18 protein-coding genes are annotated in these 16,965 nt (G+C 45.3%); 12 read left to right on the top strand and 6 right to left on the bottom strand.

Annotation, left to right across the window (positions count from 1 at the left end):
* The first annotated feature begins 27 nt into the window (after positions 1-27).
* Positions 28-735 carry an NUDIX domain-containing protein gene (locus AC6I5A_RS11945; protein ID WP_052168068.1) on the top strand — a complete coding sequence of 236 codons (708 nt, stop codon included), beginning with the start codon at positions 28-30 and terminating at the stop codon, positions 733-735.
* Between the two features lie 226 nt (positions 736-961).
* Positions 962-1,792 carry a methyltransferase domain-containing protein gene (locus AC6I5A_RS11950; protein ID WP_052168071.1) on the top strand — a complete coding sequence of 277 codons (831 nt, stop codon included), beginning with the start codon at positions 962-964 and terminating at the stop codon, positions 1,790-1,792.
* A gap of 38 nt (positions 1,793-1,830) precedes the next feature.
* Here AC6I5A_RS11950 and AC6I5A_RS11955 read toward each other — a convergent pair whose 3' ends face one another.
* Positions 1,831-3,123, bottom strand: a complete 1,293-nt coding sequence (locus AC6I5A_RS11955) for an aminotransferase class I/II-fold pyridoxal phosphate-dependent enzyme (protein WP_034616185.1) — start codon at positions 3,121-3,123, stop codon at positions 1,831-1,833.
* A gap of 415 nt (positions 3,124-3,538) precedes the next feature.
* On the opposite strand from AC6I5A_RS11955, the gene AC6I5A_RS11960 reads away from it, so the two are divergent.
* Together AC6I5A_RS11960 and ytfJ are read left to right on the top strand one after the other, a co-directional pair.
* On the top strand, positions 3,539-4,183 hold the full coding sequence (locus tag AC6I5A_RS11960; RefSeq protein ID WP_034616190.1) for a DUF2953 domain-containing protein: 645 nt from the start codon (positions 3,539-3,541) through the stop codon (positions 4,181-4,183).
* A gap of 8 nt (positions 4,184-4,191) precedes the next feature.
* On the top strand, positions 4,192-4,629 hold the full coding sequence (ytfJ, locus tag AC6I5A_RS11965; protein ID WP_034616193.1) for a GerW family sporulation protein: 438 nt from the start codon (positions 4,192-4,194) through the stop codon (positions 4,627-4,629).
* Positions 4,630-4,760: 131 nt separating this feature from the next.
* On the opposite strand, the gene oah is transcribed toward ytfJ, so the two are convergent.
* Entirely contained in the window at positions 4,761-5,903 is a 1,143-nt protein-coding gene (oah, locus tag AC6I5A_RS11970; protein WP_034616195.1) for a 6-oxocyclohex-1-ene-1-carbonyl-CoA hydratase, read from the bottom strand.
* 309 nt (positions 5,904-6,212) lie between these two features.
* On the opposite strand from oah, the gene AC6I5A_RS11975 reads away from it, so the two are divergent.
* From AC6I5A_RS11975 to AC6I5A_RS12000, 6 genes are all read left to right on the top strand, one after another.
* Positions 6,213-6,794: a nucleoside recognition domain-containing protein gene (locus AC6I5A_RS11975; protein ID WP_034616197.1), complete on the top strand. Its 582-nt coding sequence runs from the start codon at positions 6,213-6,215 to the stop codon at positions 6,792-6,794.
* A complete protein-coding gene (locus tag AC6I5A_RS11980; RefSeq protein ID WP_034616200.1) occupies positions 6,791-7,330 on the top strand; it encodes a spore maturation protein in 540 nt (179 codons plus the stop codon). Before AC6I5A_RS11975 ends, AC6I5A_RS11980 begins: the two co-directional genes overlap by 4 nt.
* A 50-nt stretch (positions 7,331-7,380) precedes the next feature.
* On the top strand, positions 7,381-8,184 hold the full coding sequence (locus AC6I5A_RS11985; protein ID WP_034616203.1) for a glycosyltransferase family 2 protein: 804 nt from the start codon (positions 7,381-7,383) through the stop codon (positions 8,182-8,184).
* The gene (locus tag AC6I5A_RS11990) at positions 8,169-9,557 is read left to right on the top strand and encodes an ArnT family glycosyltransferase (protein WP_034616206.1); all 1,389 of its coding nucleotides are present in this window, start codon (positions 8,169-8,171) and stop codon (positions 9,555-9,557) included. Before AC6I5A_RS11985 ends, AC6I5A_RS11990 begins: the two co-directional genes overlap by 16 nt.
* Before the next feature lie 183 nt (positions 9,558-9,740).
* The gene (locus AC6I5A_RS11995) at positions 9,741-10,523 is read left to right on the top strand and encodes a pseudouridine synthase (protein ID WP_034616208.1); all 783 of its coding nucleotides are present in this window, start codon (positions 9,741-9,743) and stop codon (positions 10,521-10,523) included.
* A gap of 96 nt (positions 10,524-10,619) precedes the next feature.
* Positions 10,620-11,084 carry a hypothetical protein gene (locus AC6I5A_RS12000; RefSeq protein ID WP_034616211.1) on the top strand — a complete coding sequence of 155 codons (465 nt, stop codon included), beginning with the start codon at positions 10,620-10,622 and terminating at the stop codon, positions 11,082-11,084.
* Positions 11,085-11,105: 21 nt separating this feature from the next.
* Here AC6I5A_RS12000 and bioF read toward each other — a convergent pair whose 3' ends face one another.
* From bioF to bioD, 4 genes are all read right to left on the bottom strand, one after another.
* On the bottom strand, positions 11,106-12,284 hold the full coding sequence (gene bioF, locus AC6I5A_RS12005; RefSeq protein ID WP_052168070.1) for an 8-amino-7-oxononanoate synthase: 1,179 nt from the start codon (positions 12,282-12,284) through the stop codon (positions 11,106-11,108).
* Positions 12,285-12,318: 34 nt separating this feature from the next.
* The gene (bioB, locus tag AC6I5A_RS12010) at positions 12,319-13,302 is read right to left on the bottom strand and encodes a biotin synthase BioB (protein WP_034616214.1); all 984 of its coding nucleotides are present in this window, start codon (positions 13,300-13,302) and stop codon (positions 12,319-12,321) included.
* 2 nt (positions 13,303-13,304) lie between these two features.
* Positions 13,305-14,678 carry an adenosylmethionine--8-amino-7-oxononanoate transaminase gene (gene bioA, locus AC6I5A_RS12015; RefSeq protein ID WP_034616217.1) on the bottom strand — a complete coding sequence of 458 codons (1,374 nt, stop codon included), beginning with the start codon at positions 14,676-14,678 and terminating at the stop codon, positions 13,305-13,307.
* A gap of 100 nt (positions 14,679-14,778) precedes the next feature.
* Complete coding sequence (bioD, locus tag AC6I5A_RS12020) at positions 14,779-15,525, bottom strand: dethiobiotin synthase (RefSeq protein ID WP_034616220.1); 747 nt, start codon at positions 15,523-15,525, stop codon at positions 14,779-14,781.
* Between the two features lie 396 nt (positions 15,526-15,921).
* Between bioD and AC6I5A_RS12025 the strand changes: the two genes are divergently transcribed.
* On the top strand, positions 15,922-16,641 hold the full coding sequence (locus AC6I5A_RS12025; RefSeq protein WP_034616223.1) for a FadR/GntR family transcriptional regulator: 720 nt from the start codon (positions 15,922-15,924) through the stop codon (positions 16,639-16,641).
* 105 nt (positions 16,642-16,746) lie between these two features.
* On the top strand, positions 16,747-16,965 hold a 219-nt coding region (locus AC6I5A_RS12030), incomplete at its 3' end, for an NAD(P)/FAD-dependent oxidoreductase (RefSeq protein WP_034616226.1).

Genomic DNA, 16,965 nt, shown 5'->3' on the forward strand with positions numbered 1-16,965 from the left:
CTTTATATATACGGCGGGGTGGAGAGCATGAATAAATTGGTAATAGAAGGTTTAAGAGAAAAGTGGCCGGTTACGCCTGGTATTAATGGCAAAGAAGAACGTTTGAATTCTGCTGTATTAGTGATGCTGATACTTGTTGACGAAGAGTATCATTTTGTCTTTCAAAAAAGAGCTGCAAATATTAGACAACCAGGAGAAATTTGCTTTCCGGGCGGAAGATTTGATCCGAAAAAAGACGTTGGTTTTCGAGAGACCGCAATTCGAGAGACTTCGGAAGAGTTAGGGGTTGCCAAGGAGAAGATAAGGGTTATTGGTATGCTTGATACGATCATTGCCCCCATGGGTACAACTGTAGACGCATTTTTAGGAACTGTTGATGTTGGCGGTGTGCATGATTTGCGAATAAGCTCGCAAGAGGTTGCTAAGGTTTTTACGGTTCCGGTAGCATTTTTTGAGGACATAGAACCAGAGGCTTATGAAATATACTTCGTTGCCCATCCTTCATTCACCAACCATACTGGAGCAGAAGTGATTAGTTTTCCTGCGAAAGAATTGGGCTTGTCAGAGCGGTATTGGAAACCGTGGGGGAATGCTCCGTATAACGTTTATGTCTATAGAGTTGCCGGAGAAATCATATGGGGAATTACGGCGAGATTAATTAGGGATGTCATTTCAAAAATAAAGACCTTATCGGTTCAACAAGGAGATAGGGTAGGCAGAGAATTAGCCGACTAGTAAAAATGTTACCCGAGTGAGCATAATTAAGTTCAAGAAATAAGGCTGGAAGCGTATGCTTCCAGCCTTTCTCCATCTCCATCTCCATCTCCATCTCCATCTCAGGACGGATTTCTGTTTCACAGATAATTAAGAATATCATCAAACAAGTTGATGGAATATAATACCATAGATCTAGGGAAGGGGGTAATATTCGGTGTTTGCAGAAAGCAAGAGAGTGGAAGAAATGAACTATTTTGAACTATTGGCTTGGCTGGGTATAGGCAGTTCCCATCCGGGAGGCTTCCCTGCTACCCAACAGAATCTGGACGCGATGGGGGTAAAGCCAGAGGAATATGTACTTGATGCCGGGTGTGGCAGCGGTCTTACAGCCTGTCATTTGGCCAAAACAAGAGGCTGCAAAATCATAGGAGTCGATATTAACCCCCAAATGGTTGAAAAAGCATGCCTAAGGGCGGAGAAAGAAGGAGTTTCTCATTTAGTGGAGTTTAGGTTAGCAGATGTTTATAATCTACCCTTTGCCAATAACTGCTTTGATTTGGTAATAGCTGAATCTATAACGGTTTTTTTAGATAAAGTAAAAGTGTACCGGGAGTTCTATCGAGTCCTTAAGCCAGAGGGCAGGGTTGCTGATCTGGAAATGGTTCTGCTGGCTGAATTGCCCGCTAATCTCAGGAGGCAGATGGAGGTGTGCTTTGGTTCAGGCACCAATCCATTGCCCTTTGAAGAATGGCTCAATGCTTTAACACAAGCAGGATTTCAGGATGAAATTATCAAGAATCCGCAACGAATGAAGAAGAATGGCAGGCTGATCTTGAACGAACTCAAAAAGGATTGGGTGCTGGTAAAAGGTCTCTCGGAAAAAGCCGCCAGCTTGCCGGGCTTAATTATCAGACTGCAAAAAAATGCTAATTTTATGAAGATGAACCGGGGTTACTTTGGATTTGGTCTGGTCTGCGGTCGAAAACCTCCTCTCCCTCCCCCTCCCAAAAGAGTTGGCTTCAAAAGTTGGGTACTGCGGGTATTACGTCGGAAGAAACGTAGAGAGAACCCATAAGCTTAAATACGGGTTCTCTGCGGCATAAATTAGTTATATTATACCGATAAATCTTTGAATCCTTGATAAATAAGATCAAAAAGTTGTTCAAGATTCTGTTCCTCGACACTTGAGAAGGCAATGCGCACATCTCTTTCACCAAGCGATATTACGCCCACACCATATTGCTCAAGCAGGTGATTGCGCAAGACTTCTGCCTGCACTCCTTTGAGTTTAAGACACATAAAGTACCCTGAATTAAACGGATAGTAGTCCCAGGCATCGCGATATTTCCCCTGATCGAGTAGCTGTTTGACTTTGCAAGCCCGCTTCCTTAATACTTCGAATTTTTCTTGTTTCTGGGTTTGGAAGTCTGGCGATTGAAGTGCCTTTAAGACGAAAGTTTGTGACGGATGAGAAACACTGGAAATCGTCCCCCGCATAATACCTAACGTCTTTTTTTCCAAAGCATTTAATACGGCTGGATGCTCACATGCGTATGTAATAAATCCAACACGAAAGCCCCATACATAGTCCTCCTTCGTAGCGCCATCAATTTTGATGGCTAATACTCTGGGATGAATGTTGGCAATTCGAGCAAACAGGGATTCCTTGATGGAGTTCTCATAAAATAACCCAAAATAGGCATCATCTGTAACAACAGCCAAGTTCATTCCTTGTTGGGCGACTTCTTTCAGGGCGTCAACGATCTCTGTTGCTTCTTGTTCATTGGGTGAGTACCCGGTCGGGTTATTAGGGAAATTAAGTAAGAGAATAGCCTTTCCATGATCTTTCTTGCTAAGTAAAGCTTCTTTCATTCCTGTCGTGTTAAAAGTTCCTTCTTTAGTATAGAAAGGGAATGTAATGTTTTTCGCCCCTCTGCGAACCCCAAAGATAAGGTTATAATTACCCCATATCTTGTCAGGTAAAACCAAGGGGTCGTTTTCGTCAATAATTAGATCCGCAATTATACTTAAACCATGGGTTAAGGCATTGGTAACAATAGGATTACTGAAGGATTTATCCCTTAAAGAAGGGTTGTCACTTATCATTTTTTCTCGCCAAAGCTGTCTTAGCTCAGGTTTCCCCGCAGGAGGAGCATAGGGGTATAGGTCTTTAGGATCGTAACCGGATAGCGTTTCCTGGATTAACGGTAAGAACATTGGTTGATCTTGTTCCGTCGCTATTCCTATCGTGGCATTATAAACATGGGCCTTCTGCTTAGCCTCCGCAGATTGAGTGAGGATCCCCTTGGGGAAGTACAAATTCTTTCCGAGTTCTGATAATAAATCGTGAATATGGGGATTTTCTTGAAGTATCTCGCGATTTAAGTCTTGGGCTATTTCATGCATTCCATTTGCTCCCTTGTTTAAGGATATCTCCGAATATCATCCTTTTACTGTAAAATTCGACATAACGGGGAAAGGGGGTGAATTCCAACTTCTTGATTAAGACCAGGGGGGTTTTTGCACAGAAACTACTAATAAATTCTACACTATAATGATCTTTTTCTCCACTATTGACGATAAGAATATATAATACAATTTTCATATTGTATCTCATCGGCCTCCAGCGCAAGAGATGGAGGAAGGAGAGAAACGCAAGGGTAGGAGTTTCTTGTATAAAAATCCTCGAAATAGGGTAACTTACCTTATTAGGGACTGCCATGAAGGAGGCACGGCATGAACAACAGGCAATTCGCGTACCAATAACTTACCTTATTAGGGACTGTCATGAAGACGAAGATATTAGTGCGGAGGGGTGCAGGTGCGGGTATTAGCATTTTTGCTCGCGATGATTTTACTGCTGCTAATTGGCTTAGCTTTAAAAGCGGAAGTAGATTTTCGATACAGGCGGATCGAAGAGGAAGATCATATTGAAATCGATTTTCGTGCCTTTCACGGATTATGGCATATTCAATATCAAATTCCAACCCTCCAATTAGAATGGGAAAAAGGACCAGAGGTTGAAATGGAACAGGTTGCCATAACTAAAGGAGGAACACGCCAAACAACGAAAAAAGCGCGTATCCGCTATATACGGAGAGGATGGCTGTCCCGTTTTTGGCCGAATGTTCCCCGTTTGTTGCGGCACATATACCGGGTAAAACAGCAATTCTACAGGGGAATCCATTGCAAGGCCATTAATTGGCGGATAGAAATCGGCTGTCAAGATGCGGCTCAGACAGCGATTGCAGCAGGTGCTTTTTGGACTATGTTTGGTTTTGCACTTTCCCGCCTTTATCGACAAGTGACGGTCGAGGTCAGCAGTCCAGCGTTAGTGGTTATCCCGCGATTTAAGAAAGCAGGATTTCTATGTGATCTTCAATGCATATTCCAATTAAGAATCAGCCATATTATTTTTGGAGGATTTAATGTATTGAGAATTATTAGGCGAGGTATAAGGGGGTAGACGTGTACATGGGTAATCATCCAATTGAATCATTGATGAAAACGGCCATGGAGAGTATCCAACAGATTGTGGATGTGAATACGATTGTTGGAGAGCCGGTAGAAACGCAGGATGGATCAGTAATAATTCCTATATCAAGGGTTTCTTGCGGTTTCGCAGCAGGCGGCAGTGAGTTTGCACCGGCGGAGGACAATAAAGAAAATACGCATACGGGAGGACAAGCAGCCGCACTTCCCTTTGGAGGCGGTGCTGGAGCCGGGGTATCAGTGCGACCGGTTGCCTTTTTGGTCGTAGGTAACGGAAGCATTCGACTTTTACCTGTTGATAGTAATGTAGTAGTTGATCGGTTGATCGATACGGTTCCTGATCTGTTAGACAGGGTTGCGGGGATGTTACATAATAAGAAGAAGAAAACTTCGGATGAGATTATCATTGCTCGTGACTAAACGGATCAGAGAGTAATTATCTAAAGATAATTCTCAGGATAATAGGGATAAATAAAAAGAACGAGAAGATCTCGTTCTTTTTTGTTTTTCCTGTTAATACATATAAACAGGGGGGCGGCAAATGTTTAAACCTATTTATCTTTGGGAGGAGCCATGACTGCTTCAAAGAATTCCGTGGTATATGGGGCTTTATCGTTGAGCAACTGACGATATTTAACAAAGTCAATAACGTCTTTACCGGTTGCTTTCTTATTGTTGAAAGCGTTAAAGCCCAGATAAGCCTCGCTCTGCATGTTAGCGACCAACCAGTGACGGTTCGGTAATTTCGATTGATCCCAGAAGAATTTCTTCTTGGCGCGGATCCCGTCAATGGACATCATCAAGCAGTTGGGGAACAAGTTAGTAAAGGTATAGACAATCTTATTTACTTCGGCATCCAGCAGGCTGAAGTCTACAGTTGCTGTTTTCCGAATTGCTTTAGCTTCCGCAGCGGCATCGCCTGTTTTATTTTCGCCGTAAACGATCGCGCCGTCTTGAACATACGCATCTGTAATAACCGATGGGTTGCGGATGAACTTGCCATCGACTTTTAAGACGGGGACGGCTTTGGTGATCATGCCGACATTTTGCATTTTATAAGCGCTCCACATTTCGCAGGAAACACAGCTCCACATGGCCTGCTCTGCGGTCATAAATGCGGGGAGGAAGTCACAGGAACCGCCAACCGGAGCTGATCCGTGTCTCGGGCCTGCTTGTCCAAAAATAGCGAGGTCGGAAGAGATTGCGAGGTCGCAAGCCAAACCAATTTCCTGGCCGCCGGCGACTCTCATGCCGTTAACCCGGCAAATAACCGGTTTTTTGCAATTAAGGATACCATCAACCATCGCGTTGAAGAGATCCATGTAATAGCCGTACTCTGTACCGTTCATGCTATAATACTCGGCATATTCCTTGGTGTTACCGCCTGTACAAAACGCGTCGCTGCCTGTACCGGTAAAGATACAAGCGACAACGGTACGATCTGCCGATGCTTTTTGCATTCCGGCGATAACCCCTTTAACCATTTCCGTTGTGTAAGAATTAAATTGGGCGGGGTTGTTCAGGGTTACCCATGCTGTGTTACAACCTGGTACGGGATTTCCTTTGGGGTCGATAACGGGCTTTAATTCATATACTACGCAAGGTGCTTCAGTTCCAAAGTGCTCAGTCCCAAATAACTCATGATTTTTTATATCGTGTTGACGGGGCCATCTTTCTAACTCTTTTAAGTTCATAATTACCCTCCTTAAGTATATAGGAAGAATTTATCTTCCCAACTTCTAACGACCATCCTGCGCTAAAGATTTAACTAAACCAGACCGGACCTTTCCTGCCACCTCCTGTTCCAATAAATAATATAAGGTGTAAGTAGGCAGCTTTCACGAGCTTAGAAAAGTGCGTGCCAAACCACCACCTTAGGATAACACATTCTATCACAAATGTCTAATTACCGCAAGTGGAGCAGTGACCCGACAAAAAAGAACGAATAATCTCGTTCTTTTTTGCTTGTCCGGTTCATACTTTTAGGCAGGGGGGACGTGAAATTGGTTAATCTCATCTGGCTTTTAATGCTGGCTACTGGAATTATTATCTCAGCGTTTAATGGGCACATTGAAAGTGTCACGATTTCGGCGCTGAAAGCGGCGGAACTTGGAGTAGAGGTTGCCATTGAACTAATCGGCGTGATGAGTTTATGGCTAGGGCTCATGCGTTTGGCGGAGGAAGCAGGTTTTATTAAGGGGATGGCCCGTTTATTTGGCCCTGCGGTTCGCCGCTTGTTTCCCTCCCTGAAGCCGGATAGCCCTGCCTTGGGAGCTATTATTCTGAATTTGAGTGCCAATATCTTAGGCTTGGGTAATGCGGCTACCCCTTTTGGTCTGAAGGCTATGCAAGAACTCCAAAAGGAAAATCCGGCACCCGACACGGCAAGTCCGGCCATGATTACGTTTCTGGCCTTAAATACTTCTTGTATAACGCTCATCCCGGCGACAATTATTGGCGTACGTCTGAAAGCAAATTCTGTCAATCCAACTGAAATTATTGGGACAACAATCGTCGCGACGGGATGTGCTATGACTGTTGCGATCATCGCGGATTACCTGATACGACACAGGAGGGGAAAATGAAGGTTATTACCGAGATTTCTCGTTGGGCGATTCCCTTACTCCTGTTACTCATTCCGGTACTGGCTTACCTCCGAAAAGTCCCTGTCTATGAATCTTTTGTAGCCGGAGCGGAGGAAGGGTTTAAAACAGGTGTGCGGATTCTCCCTTTCTTAATTGGAATGCTGGTGTCTATAAGGGTTTTTGTGGATTCCGGAGCGCTCGAAACAGTGGCGCATTGGTTACAGCCGCTCTTCGCGCTGCTAGGGCTGGATCCGAATTTCGCTTCGATTATCCCTTTGGCTATAATGCGTCCTCTGAGTGGTTCGGGGGCGTTAGGAGTAGCAACACAGCTAATCAATCAACATGGACCGGATTCCTTCATCGGTCGTTTGGCATCAACCCTTCAGGGCAGTACGGATACCACATTCTTTGTCCTAACCGTGTACTTTGGATCGGTTGGAATCAAAAAGTACCGTTACGCTCTCAAGTTAGGATTATTAGCGGATTTTGTAGGCTTGATTGTTTCAGTCTGGATTGTCACCAAGGTGTTTTATTAAACCCTACTTTGTACATACTAACGATGAACCGAAAGGGGGCATTGATTAGTATGCTATATATTGTTTTACCTGCCTATAATGAGGCCGCAGCGCTTCCGGCATTGCTGGAAGATGTCGAACAAAACTGTATGCCATTCCCACATCAGATCGTGGTCATCAATGATGGGAGTACAGATCGTACTTGGGATGTTGTCCAAAGTTACGCCCAAACACATAATAACATTCACGGAGTTAACCATGTTCAAAATCAAGGCCTGGGGGCAGCCTTAAACAGCGGTTTTCAGTATGTCCTGAACTTAAACGAGAAACAAGACAACCGACCTGAATCCTCTGGACAGCTGAACCAGGAAGTCCCGGATATGGTTATTACAATGGACGCGGATAATACCCAACCGGCAGATCGGATCCCCTTGCTTTATGATCAGATTTGTTCGGGAGCTGACATTGTTATTGCCTCACGTTATGTCCAAGGTGGGGAACAGCATGGACTTTCTTTAGGGCGAAGGGGACTATCTTGGGGAGCAGGGAAATTCATGCATTTTTTTGCACCTATACAAGGAGTAAGGGATTATTCCTGCGGCTTTCGCGCTTATCGTCTTTCGATATTGGCCGAGGGTGCTCGACTTTATGGCCCGGATATAATTAAGAGCCGGAACTTTTCAGGGATGGTTGAATTATTGTTGAAAGTTGCTCCCTTTGCAGAGCGCGTGACCGAAGTCCCCTTAAAACTTCATTATGAACTCAAAAAAGGCGCCAGTAAAATGAGAATTGGAGCAACGATTTGGGGATATGTCCAGCTAATATATCAGATAAAACGCAATAAGTGGAGTACAGTAGAATGGGCGGAGGAATAAGACGTTGCCTCTTGTTTCTGATTCTGTTAATTGCCTTGGGAGCCCGTCTATGGGGGATAACAAACCCCTTGTTGGATGATCAAGCCTGGCGCCAGGCAGATACGGCGAGTATGTCTACCCATATGCTTGGGCGTTTAACGGATATTCCGAATGTCTTCCTGCCGCAGCTTAATTATGATGGGGTCACCCCTCAGAGAGTGGAATTGGAGTTTCCCTTTTTACCTTACCTTCTCGCTTGGACATGGACTTTGTTTGGTTGGGCGGATATTTGGGGACGTCTATGGTCGGTTGTCTTGTCTTTAATTACGGTGGGTGGAATCTATGATTTAGGGCGGAAAATGTTTACTGCTCGAGTCGGGCTTATAGCGGCAGCTATTTATGCCTTAATGCCCTTGTCGATTTATTATGGCCGGGTTGTGATGCCTGAACCGATGGCTCAAGCTTGGAGTATCTGGGCTTTGGCAATGATCTGGCACTGGAGAAATTCGCAGGGGGACAGGGGACTTTGGAAAAGTGGGTTGTTAATGGCCGGGGCAATATTAGCCAAGCTCCCTCAGCTTATGTTGTTTCCGGTTGCCCTCCTGCTTGGTTTTTATCCTTTGAAGCATAAACGGGTAAGTCAGCTTGTACGTTTTAGTTTGATTGTGCTTATTCCCCCGATGGTATATTATTTATGGGTACATTTTAACGTCGCCCCTTCAAGTCAGTTTGTATCCGGAATAATGACCGGAAACGCTGTAGATACGAGTAACCTGGATTGGATTTTTTTGAGTAACAACATTCAACGAGGATTTACCGGCAGTGTTCTCCTTCTTGCGGGAGTTGGCGTCTGCCGCCTGGTATTTTTGCGTTCTCCTGCGCGAATAGCTCTTTTAACTTGGGCAGGAATTGGCGTTCTTTATATAGGGGTGGTTTGTGTACGTATTCCCTTGGATTATTACTTAGTTCCTATCCTACCCCTGGTTGCATTGCTGAGTGCTTATGCCCTTGACTGGATTGATTCCCTACCGGGAACAGTGATTGTTATCTTTTTCCTGGTATTGATCAATCTGAAATCATATGCCTATTTAACGCCAAAGTATCATTGGAATGAGGAGATTCTCAGCCAAGCGGGGTGGATTAAGGATTATACTTCCGCCTCAAGTATTCTTATCTTGAGCGGTCCACAACCAATGACGTTATATTATGCGAATCGCGTGGGTTTTCGCTTAACGACAATAGAGGATGAAGAGATTCCGTCGGTAATTCTGCGCCGGTACCCAGGTGATTTCTTAGTGCATCTTCCTCAGGATGAGCATAAAGAACTATTTTGGGAAAAAGTTCGGAATAGTTATCCGGAAATAGGACCGGGTGTATTTGATCTGAGAGAATAGTGGCGTTAGACATATGAAAGAAAAAAACAAGGCAAAGATGCCAAGGATATTTTGCGTCAGACAAGGAGGTATTTCTCCAGAGGTCAGATAACAGAGGCCAGAGATCAGAAAGGAAATATAACGATCTGACACATCCGGCTTCTGACCTCTGACTTCTGAGTAGATAGAGGGAGCGTGGAGCATTTGAACAGGGCTCACGAAAAAGGGGACGGAGAACGTTTGCAAAAAGTGCTCGCCCGGGCTGGAGTGGCTTCTCGTCGACATGCTGAGCGGTTGATTGTAGAAGGTCGGGTGACAGTAAACGGGAATAAGGTTTCTGCTTTGGGGACTAAAGTGTGTCTGCAAGACCAAATTCAGGTGGATGGGCATTCGGTAACCCGATCACGTGGACTTTACTATTATCTTCTCAATAAACCGGTCGGTGTGATTACCAGTGCAAGTGATCCCCAAGGGCGTCCCACCGTGGTTGACTTACTGAAAAATGTTCCGGTACGGGTTTATCCGGTCGGAAGGCTGGATTATGATACATCGGGCTTATTAATGCTTACTAACGATGGAGAATTAGCTCACCGCTTAATGCATCCCTCGTATGGGGTAGAGAAGACCTACCGGGTCTGGGTACAAGGACCGGTGAGTATGCAGGCCCTTGAAACTTTACGGCAGGGGGTACCTTTAGAAGATGTATTCACTGCTCCGGCTCATGTTAAGCGCGTGAGCGGTGTTTCCCAGGAAACATCTGTTAAGTCTAAAGATAATCATTTAGAAGTCTTGGAGGTTACAATCCACGAAGGTCAAAATCGTCAAATTCGTCGGATGTTTGCAGCAATCGGATATCCGGTGGTTAAACTTCAACGTATTAGATTTGGCTCGTTAACTCTGGAAAATTCCCTCCGTATAGGCGCTTACCGGGCACTGACGATAGGAGAAGTCAAGGAATTGCGTTCCAAAGTTGGACTAAGAAGTTAAAGCAAGACATGCAGGAGAAAATCAAACCCATGGAGAATATTTTATGACGAAATAAATAGCGATATAGTTTTTAATATAGAAATGGAGAGAACGATGATGAAGATTCGGATAGGGGATGAGCTCCTGACAGAGCACGTTCGTGTACGGATTCGTGTAGATTATCGCGGTGAATCGCGGAATGGACGCTTTTTCTTTGGTGGAAAGAGTAAAGAACAAATGGCGGAAACCATGCGAGAACAACAGGTTGCCTTATTACGCAACGTGCCGCTTCAAGGGATTTTTATTGAAGAGGTCGATTTAAGTCTTGATGTCTATACTGTGACTGAAGGGGAGGGGAGGCGTAGACAAGAGGTTGCCTACGCACCCATAGTCTTAACTCTGCGGATCGAGAACCTTGACGATTTACTTCCTCTGCTGATTAAACCTGAATTTCGCAAAATTGATTTTCTCAGTCCCGAAAATATTTCGCTTCACCGCTTGGACATGGAACGCTTACTTTTTCGTTTAAGTCAATCATTTCAACAAGAAATAAAACTGCTCGAACAAAAATATTTGGGTTAGGATTTGCCGGCCACACTCCTTTTAGATAATCCCTAATTCTCGCCCAATCTGTTTTAGATGTTGCACAGCCCCAGCCAGTTCTTCGTTGCTGTGGGTGGCCATAACGGTTAACCTTAACCGGGCGGCATTCAGTGGTACCGTAGGCGGTCGGATGGCTACTGCTAAAATATTTTCGTCAAACAGACGTCTGCTGAACTCCACGGTAGCTGTATTATCTCCTATAAGGATAGGGATAATCTGGCTTTGACTGTCTAAGAGCTTAAATCCAGCCTCGGCCAGTTCATTTCGTACCCAGGCGGCCTTGGCTAGAACCCCTTCCCGCCGCCATTTCTCCTGTTGAACAACCTGAAGAGCTGCTTGCACACTAGCCAGGACAGACGGGGGGAGACCGGTGGTGTAAATGAAGCTGCGGGTTTTATTACGCAGATAATCAATGAGTATTTTCCGCCCGGCCACATAAGCCCCGAAACAACCAAAGGCTTTGCCCAAGGTACCCATAGTGATTTCCACCCGATGCGATACCCCATAGTATTCGGCCAGTCCCCGGCCGTTTTCCCCGAAAATCCCACCTCCATGGGCTTCATCAATCATCAAAGCCGCCTTGTACTTGTCCTTCAATTCAACTATTGCGGGGAGAGGGGCAAGATCGCCGTCCATGCTAAAGACACTATCAGTGATGATCAATTTATGACGGTAACCCGCCGCCTTTTGTAAACAGCGCTCTAAATCTCCCATATCCGTGTGTTTAAAGCGCAATAAATCCGCGCCGCTCAGACGGATACCGTCAATAATACTGGCATGATTGGTATTATCGCTAAGGATGATGTCTCCCCGGTCGGCCAGGGTTGAAATTATTCCGAGATTCGCTGTATAGCCGGAGTTGAAGATTAACGCCGCTTCCGTATCTTTAAACCGGGCTAAGTCTTTTTCCGCTTGATCATATAATTCGTAGTTTCCCGCGATCAACCTTGCCGAAGTCGACCCACAGCCCAACTGTTGAACCGCCTGGCTGGCGGCCGTTCTTAAGAGGGGATGACCGGCAATGCCCAAGTAATTGTTGCTGCTTAAGTTTAACAGTCTCTTCCCCTTTATTTCCACCCATTCGCTTAAGGGTCCGGCGACACTTTTAAACTCACGGAAAAGATGCTCTGCATGTAATTTTTCCAGTTTTTGTGCCAAGTCGGCATAAAAGTCTTCCACGTTAACCCCCTTTTCTTTCGATAAGGATACTCCGCTATGCCTCTACTTCCAGCCCCATATCCAGGATCATTTGAATATCCTCAGCCACGGTGCGCCCGGAGGTGGTTAAATAACTACCTACCAAGGTAGCGTTGATTCCCGCTAAATAACCCATAGCCTGCAAATTGCGCAGGGCGTTTTCGCGACCGGCCGCAAAGCGCAAGCTTGCTTCCGGTAAAATAAACCGATAGATTGCTATTGTCTGTAATATTTCCAGGGGAGGCAAGACATTTTGTTTTTCCAGGGGAGTTCCCGCGATGGGACTGAGTATATTCAGAGGTACGGACTGCACGTTTAATTCCCTTAAAGCAAAAGCCATCTCCAAGCGTTGGGCCATGCTTTCACCCATGGAAATAATCCCGCCGCTGCATATAGCCAAACCGGCAGCCCGGCACGCTTTTATGGTGTTGATGCGGTCCTGGTAACTGTGAGTTGTGCATATTTGGGGAAAGTAGCTGGCTGCTGTTTCCAGGTTATGATGGTATGTAGTTACACCGGTTTCCTTCAACCTGCGGGCCATGTCTTCGGTGATGATCCCCAGGGAAGCACAAAGTTTCAGGTTAGTTTCCCGGGCTAAGCGCCGGTAAATACCTAAGACCTTCACGAAATCTCCTTCTCTGATCCCCCGGCCGCTGGTCACCAGGGAGTAGCGCTTAGCTCCTTCCGCTTCCATCTGAAGTGCTCGTTCCAGAATTGACTCTTCGTCCAACAAATCATAAATATCAATTTCCGTCTGATGATGCGCCGACTGGGCACAAAATTTACAGTTTTCCGAACATGCCCCGGACTTGGCATTAACAATCGAACACAGATCCACCTTTGTGCCGGCCCGCAGATCGCGAATCCTGCTCGCGGCTGCAAACAGTTGATAAAGGTCAGGCCCGTCCAATTCCCCTAACTCGCGAGCTTCTTCCCGGGTAACCTCCTGACCCGCTAAAACCTTTTCTTCCAGCCGGTTAATTACATCAACCTTACGCATCTTCATAGTGACTCCTTTTCAGTTACGTTTTTAATTGCCTGGTAGGTTATGGCCAGCACTTGTTGTAATTGTTCCCCACTCATCGCTAAGATGGGCATCAGCACAAGGACATTACCCAAGGGCCGAATAATCAATCCTTGTCTGCGGGCTGCCAGAATTACTTGATGACCGATATTCTCTTCCAAGGTATATGGCTCTTTGGTCTGCTTGACCCGAACCAGTTCCAAGCCCACCATTAAGCCTCTTTGCCGGATATCGCCCACATGGCGCAATGCTTTAAACCTCTTCAATTCACTGCTCAGCAACCGGGCTGAAGCTTGGATATGCCGGATCAACCGGGTTTGTTCGATGACCTCAATATTTGCCAGAGCCACTGCACAGCCTACGGGATTTCCCGTAAAAGTATGACCATGGAAAAAGGTTTTACCCTCCCGCAGTTCCCCCAGAAAAGCATTGAAAATTGCTTCTGTGGTTAAGGTGGCGGCCAGGGGTAAATAACCTCCTGTTAAGCCCTTGGCTACACACATGATGTCGGGACTAACCCCTTCTTGCTCACAGGCAAACAAGGTGCCGGTACGACCAAAGCCAACAGCGACTTCGTCCGCAATCATTAAAATATTATATTTCGTGCAAAGCCCACGGATCTTTCCTAAGTACCCATCGGGCGCTGTAATCATCCCGGCCGCCCCTTGCACCAGAGGCTCTATAATCAGACCGGCAATTTCCTGATGATGCTTCGCCATAATATCCTCAACAACCTGCAGACAGGCGAGATTACACTGCTCCCGCTCCCGCCCCAACGGGCAGCGATAGCAATAAGGCGCAGGTACCCTGTACCCTTCGAATAACAAATCCCGATACGTAGCATAAGCCGAACCCTTACCGCCGACACTGATCGTTCCCACTGTATCTCCGTGATAGGCCTCTTCCAGAGAGATGAATTTTTTCTTCTGCCGCTTTTGGGGATCTGGATGCTGCTGCCAACACTGATATGCAATCTTAAGCGCGATCTCTACCGCAGTGGCGCCCGCGTCGGAATAAAAGACCTTGGTTAAACCGGGAGGTGTGATCTCCACGAGCTTTTTTGCCAATTGGATGGAAGGAACATTGGCTAACCCCAGTAAGGTAGTATGGGCGATTTTATCAACCTGTTCTTTGATTGCCTGGGTTAAGATGGGATGAGTATGGCCGTGGACCGTGACCCATAGGGAAGATATTCCGTCTAAATAACGATTGCCTTGAACATCTATTAGGTAACTGCCTTCCCCGCGTTCAATGATTAACGGATCAGCGGCATTCCACATTTGCATTTGGGTAAAAGGATGCCAGACATACTCCTTGTCCCACTCTGCTAATTGGGCGTAATCTAGGCTCAATTAACTCAACTCCTTTTGGTGGCTCATGGTTCGAGTATCCACTATGCTCTTCGATGAGTTCAACCTAAGTTATTTGGAAGTCTGAAACTCTATGAGTTTCCTATATGTTCTTTATGCTCTTCAGTAATTGATCTATATTAACATAATTTTCGATGATCGAAATTAAGTCACCTGGTTGAGGGTTTTCCCCTTCAACCGTAAGCCCCTCCACCCTGGGAACTAATCCCAGTATAGGTACCCCGGTCATAGTTTCAATTAAACCTGGATTTGTCCGCTCAGCCAGCCCAGGGTTTTGATGGTCGTACATATTAATAATAATGCCAGCGATCTTTAATCCCCTGGCCTTGGCATAAGCCACCGTCAAACACGTATGATTTATAGTACCCAAATTAGGCCGAGCAACGACTAATAAAGGTAAGCCCATGCTTACTGCCAGATCCGCTACTGTCTCCTCGTTACCCACTAGCGGAACTATCAACCCCCCGGCCCCCTCAACTACGGTAAGTTGATGGTCCGCCGATATCCTTCGAAAATGATCCAGCATAGTCCCAAGGTTAATAGTTACACCTTCGACTTCTGCGGCTACAGCCGGAGCTAAAGGCGCTTGCAGGCAAATAGGATTTAATTCATGGGGGGTATAAGATAAGTCCGTTACCGCTCCATAAAAATTAGCATCTTCCGAAACTAATTGGTTTTTCCGAAGGATTCCTCCGCTCTGGATAGGTTTAATCGCTATAGCGTTTATTCCCCGCCTCCGTAGAGCTCCTAATAGCCCGGCTGTTATTACAGTTTTTCCCACGCCGGTATCAGTGCCGGTAATAAAAAGGCCGTTGTTATCTCTTACCACGGGTTCACCACCTCATTGTAAACTTAAATATATAAATTGGTTTACATATAACTTAAGCTATTAAAAACTAAATGTCAACAAAATACTGTTAATAATAACCATAAAGATAAATGAAGTTAGCAAAATTGCCTACCTACAATTGGTTATTTTAGGCTTTTATATGGAAATGCTCTTCCAAATAAGTGTTTCCATGTTTCATTATTATAAGGGTCATGGTACACTAAAGAAGTAAGCAATTAGCTATCCAAATTATTTCACAATCTAACCCATCGTTGGAAATCCCAGACTTACTAAACTAATTGGATAGTTCATGCGGCCATAACAAGTATAATATTTCACTAGTATTATTCGCTAGTGAACTTGATTAGTGGCAGTCGAATAAAGGAGAGATATCTAGTGATTATCAAACCCATTAAAACTAAGAAAATATATGAACAGATTGTTGATCAAATAGGGCTTTTGGTTGCGGAAGGGCAGCTAAAACCTGGCGATCGTTTACCATCAGAGCGTGAATTAGTGGAACAGTTTCAAGTATGTCGGGCAGCTATTCGTGAAGCCATAAGTGCTCTTGAAATGATGGGCCTTATCGAAGTACGCGCGGGAGAAGGAACGTACATCAGACAGGTAAACATTGATTCTGTAGTTGCTCCTCTTGCTTGGATGCTATTTATTGAAAAAGATACGGATCTGGAACTTTATGAAGTTCGTAAGATTCTGGAGGTACAGGCAGCGGGGCTAGCGGCGGAGAGAGCACAAGCAGATGAGATCCGGGAAATGTACGAAGCCTTGGAAGTCATGCGCATGGATCTCAAAGCAGATTGTATTGGGGAAGAAGCGGATCAGCGTTTTCATTTTGCCATAGCTATGGCCACGCATAACAAGATCCTGATGCGCTTGATGAACACTATCTCAGATACTATGCGAAAGACTTTAAAAGCTAATCGCAGCAAGCTTTACGGGGACAGGAATACACCAGAGAGATTATATCAAGAGCATTTTTCCCTTTATGAGGCAATCAAAAATCATGACGTGTTAAAGGCTCAGCAGCTCATGCTGGAGCACTTAGTCGGTGTTGAAACCCTACTGGCGAAGTACTTACTTTTGGACGATAAATAGATGAGGCGAAAACACAAATTGTAGGGTGTTTCCAGCCTCTTTTATTTAATTAAGGAGTTGTGGATAGAGTAGTGCAGGAAAAGCAAAGGAAGCGTGAGTAAACGAATGAACGAGTATCAGGTTATTGTGGTTGGTGGCGGAGCGGCCGGGATGATGGCCGCCGGACAAGCAGCGCAAGGCGGCGCGAAAGTTCTATTGCTTGAAAAAAAGGAACATTTGGGCCGAAAAATAGCAATTTCAGGGAAAGGGAGATGTAACTTAACCAACGAAGAAAACGTTGCGGATTTTATTAGCCACTACCCTGGAAATGGGCGGTTCTTACAA

Source organism: Desulfosporosinus sp. Tol-M2, from assembly GCF_059735615.1.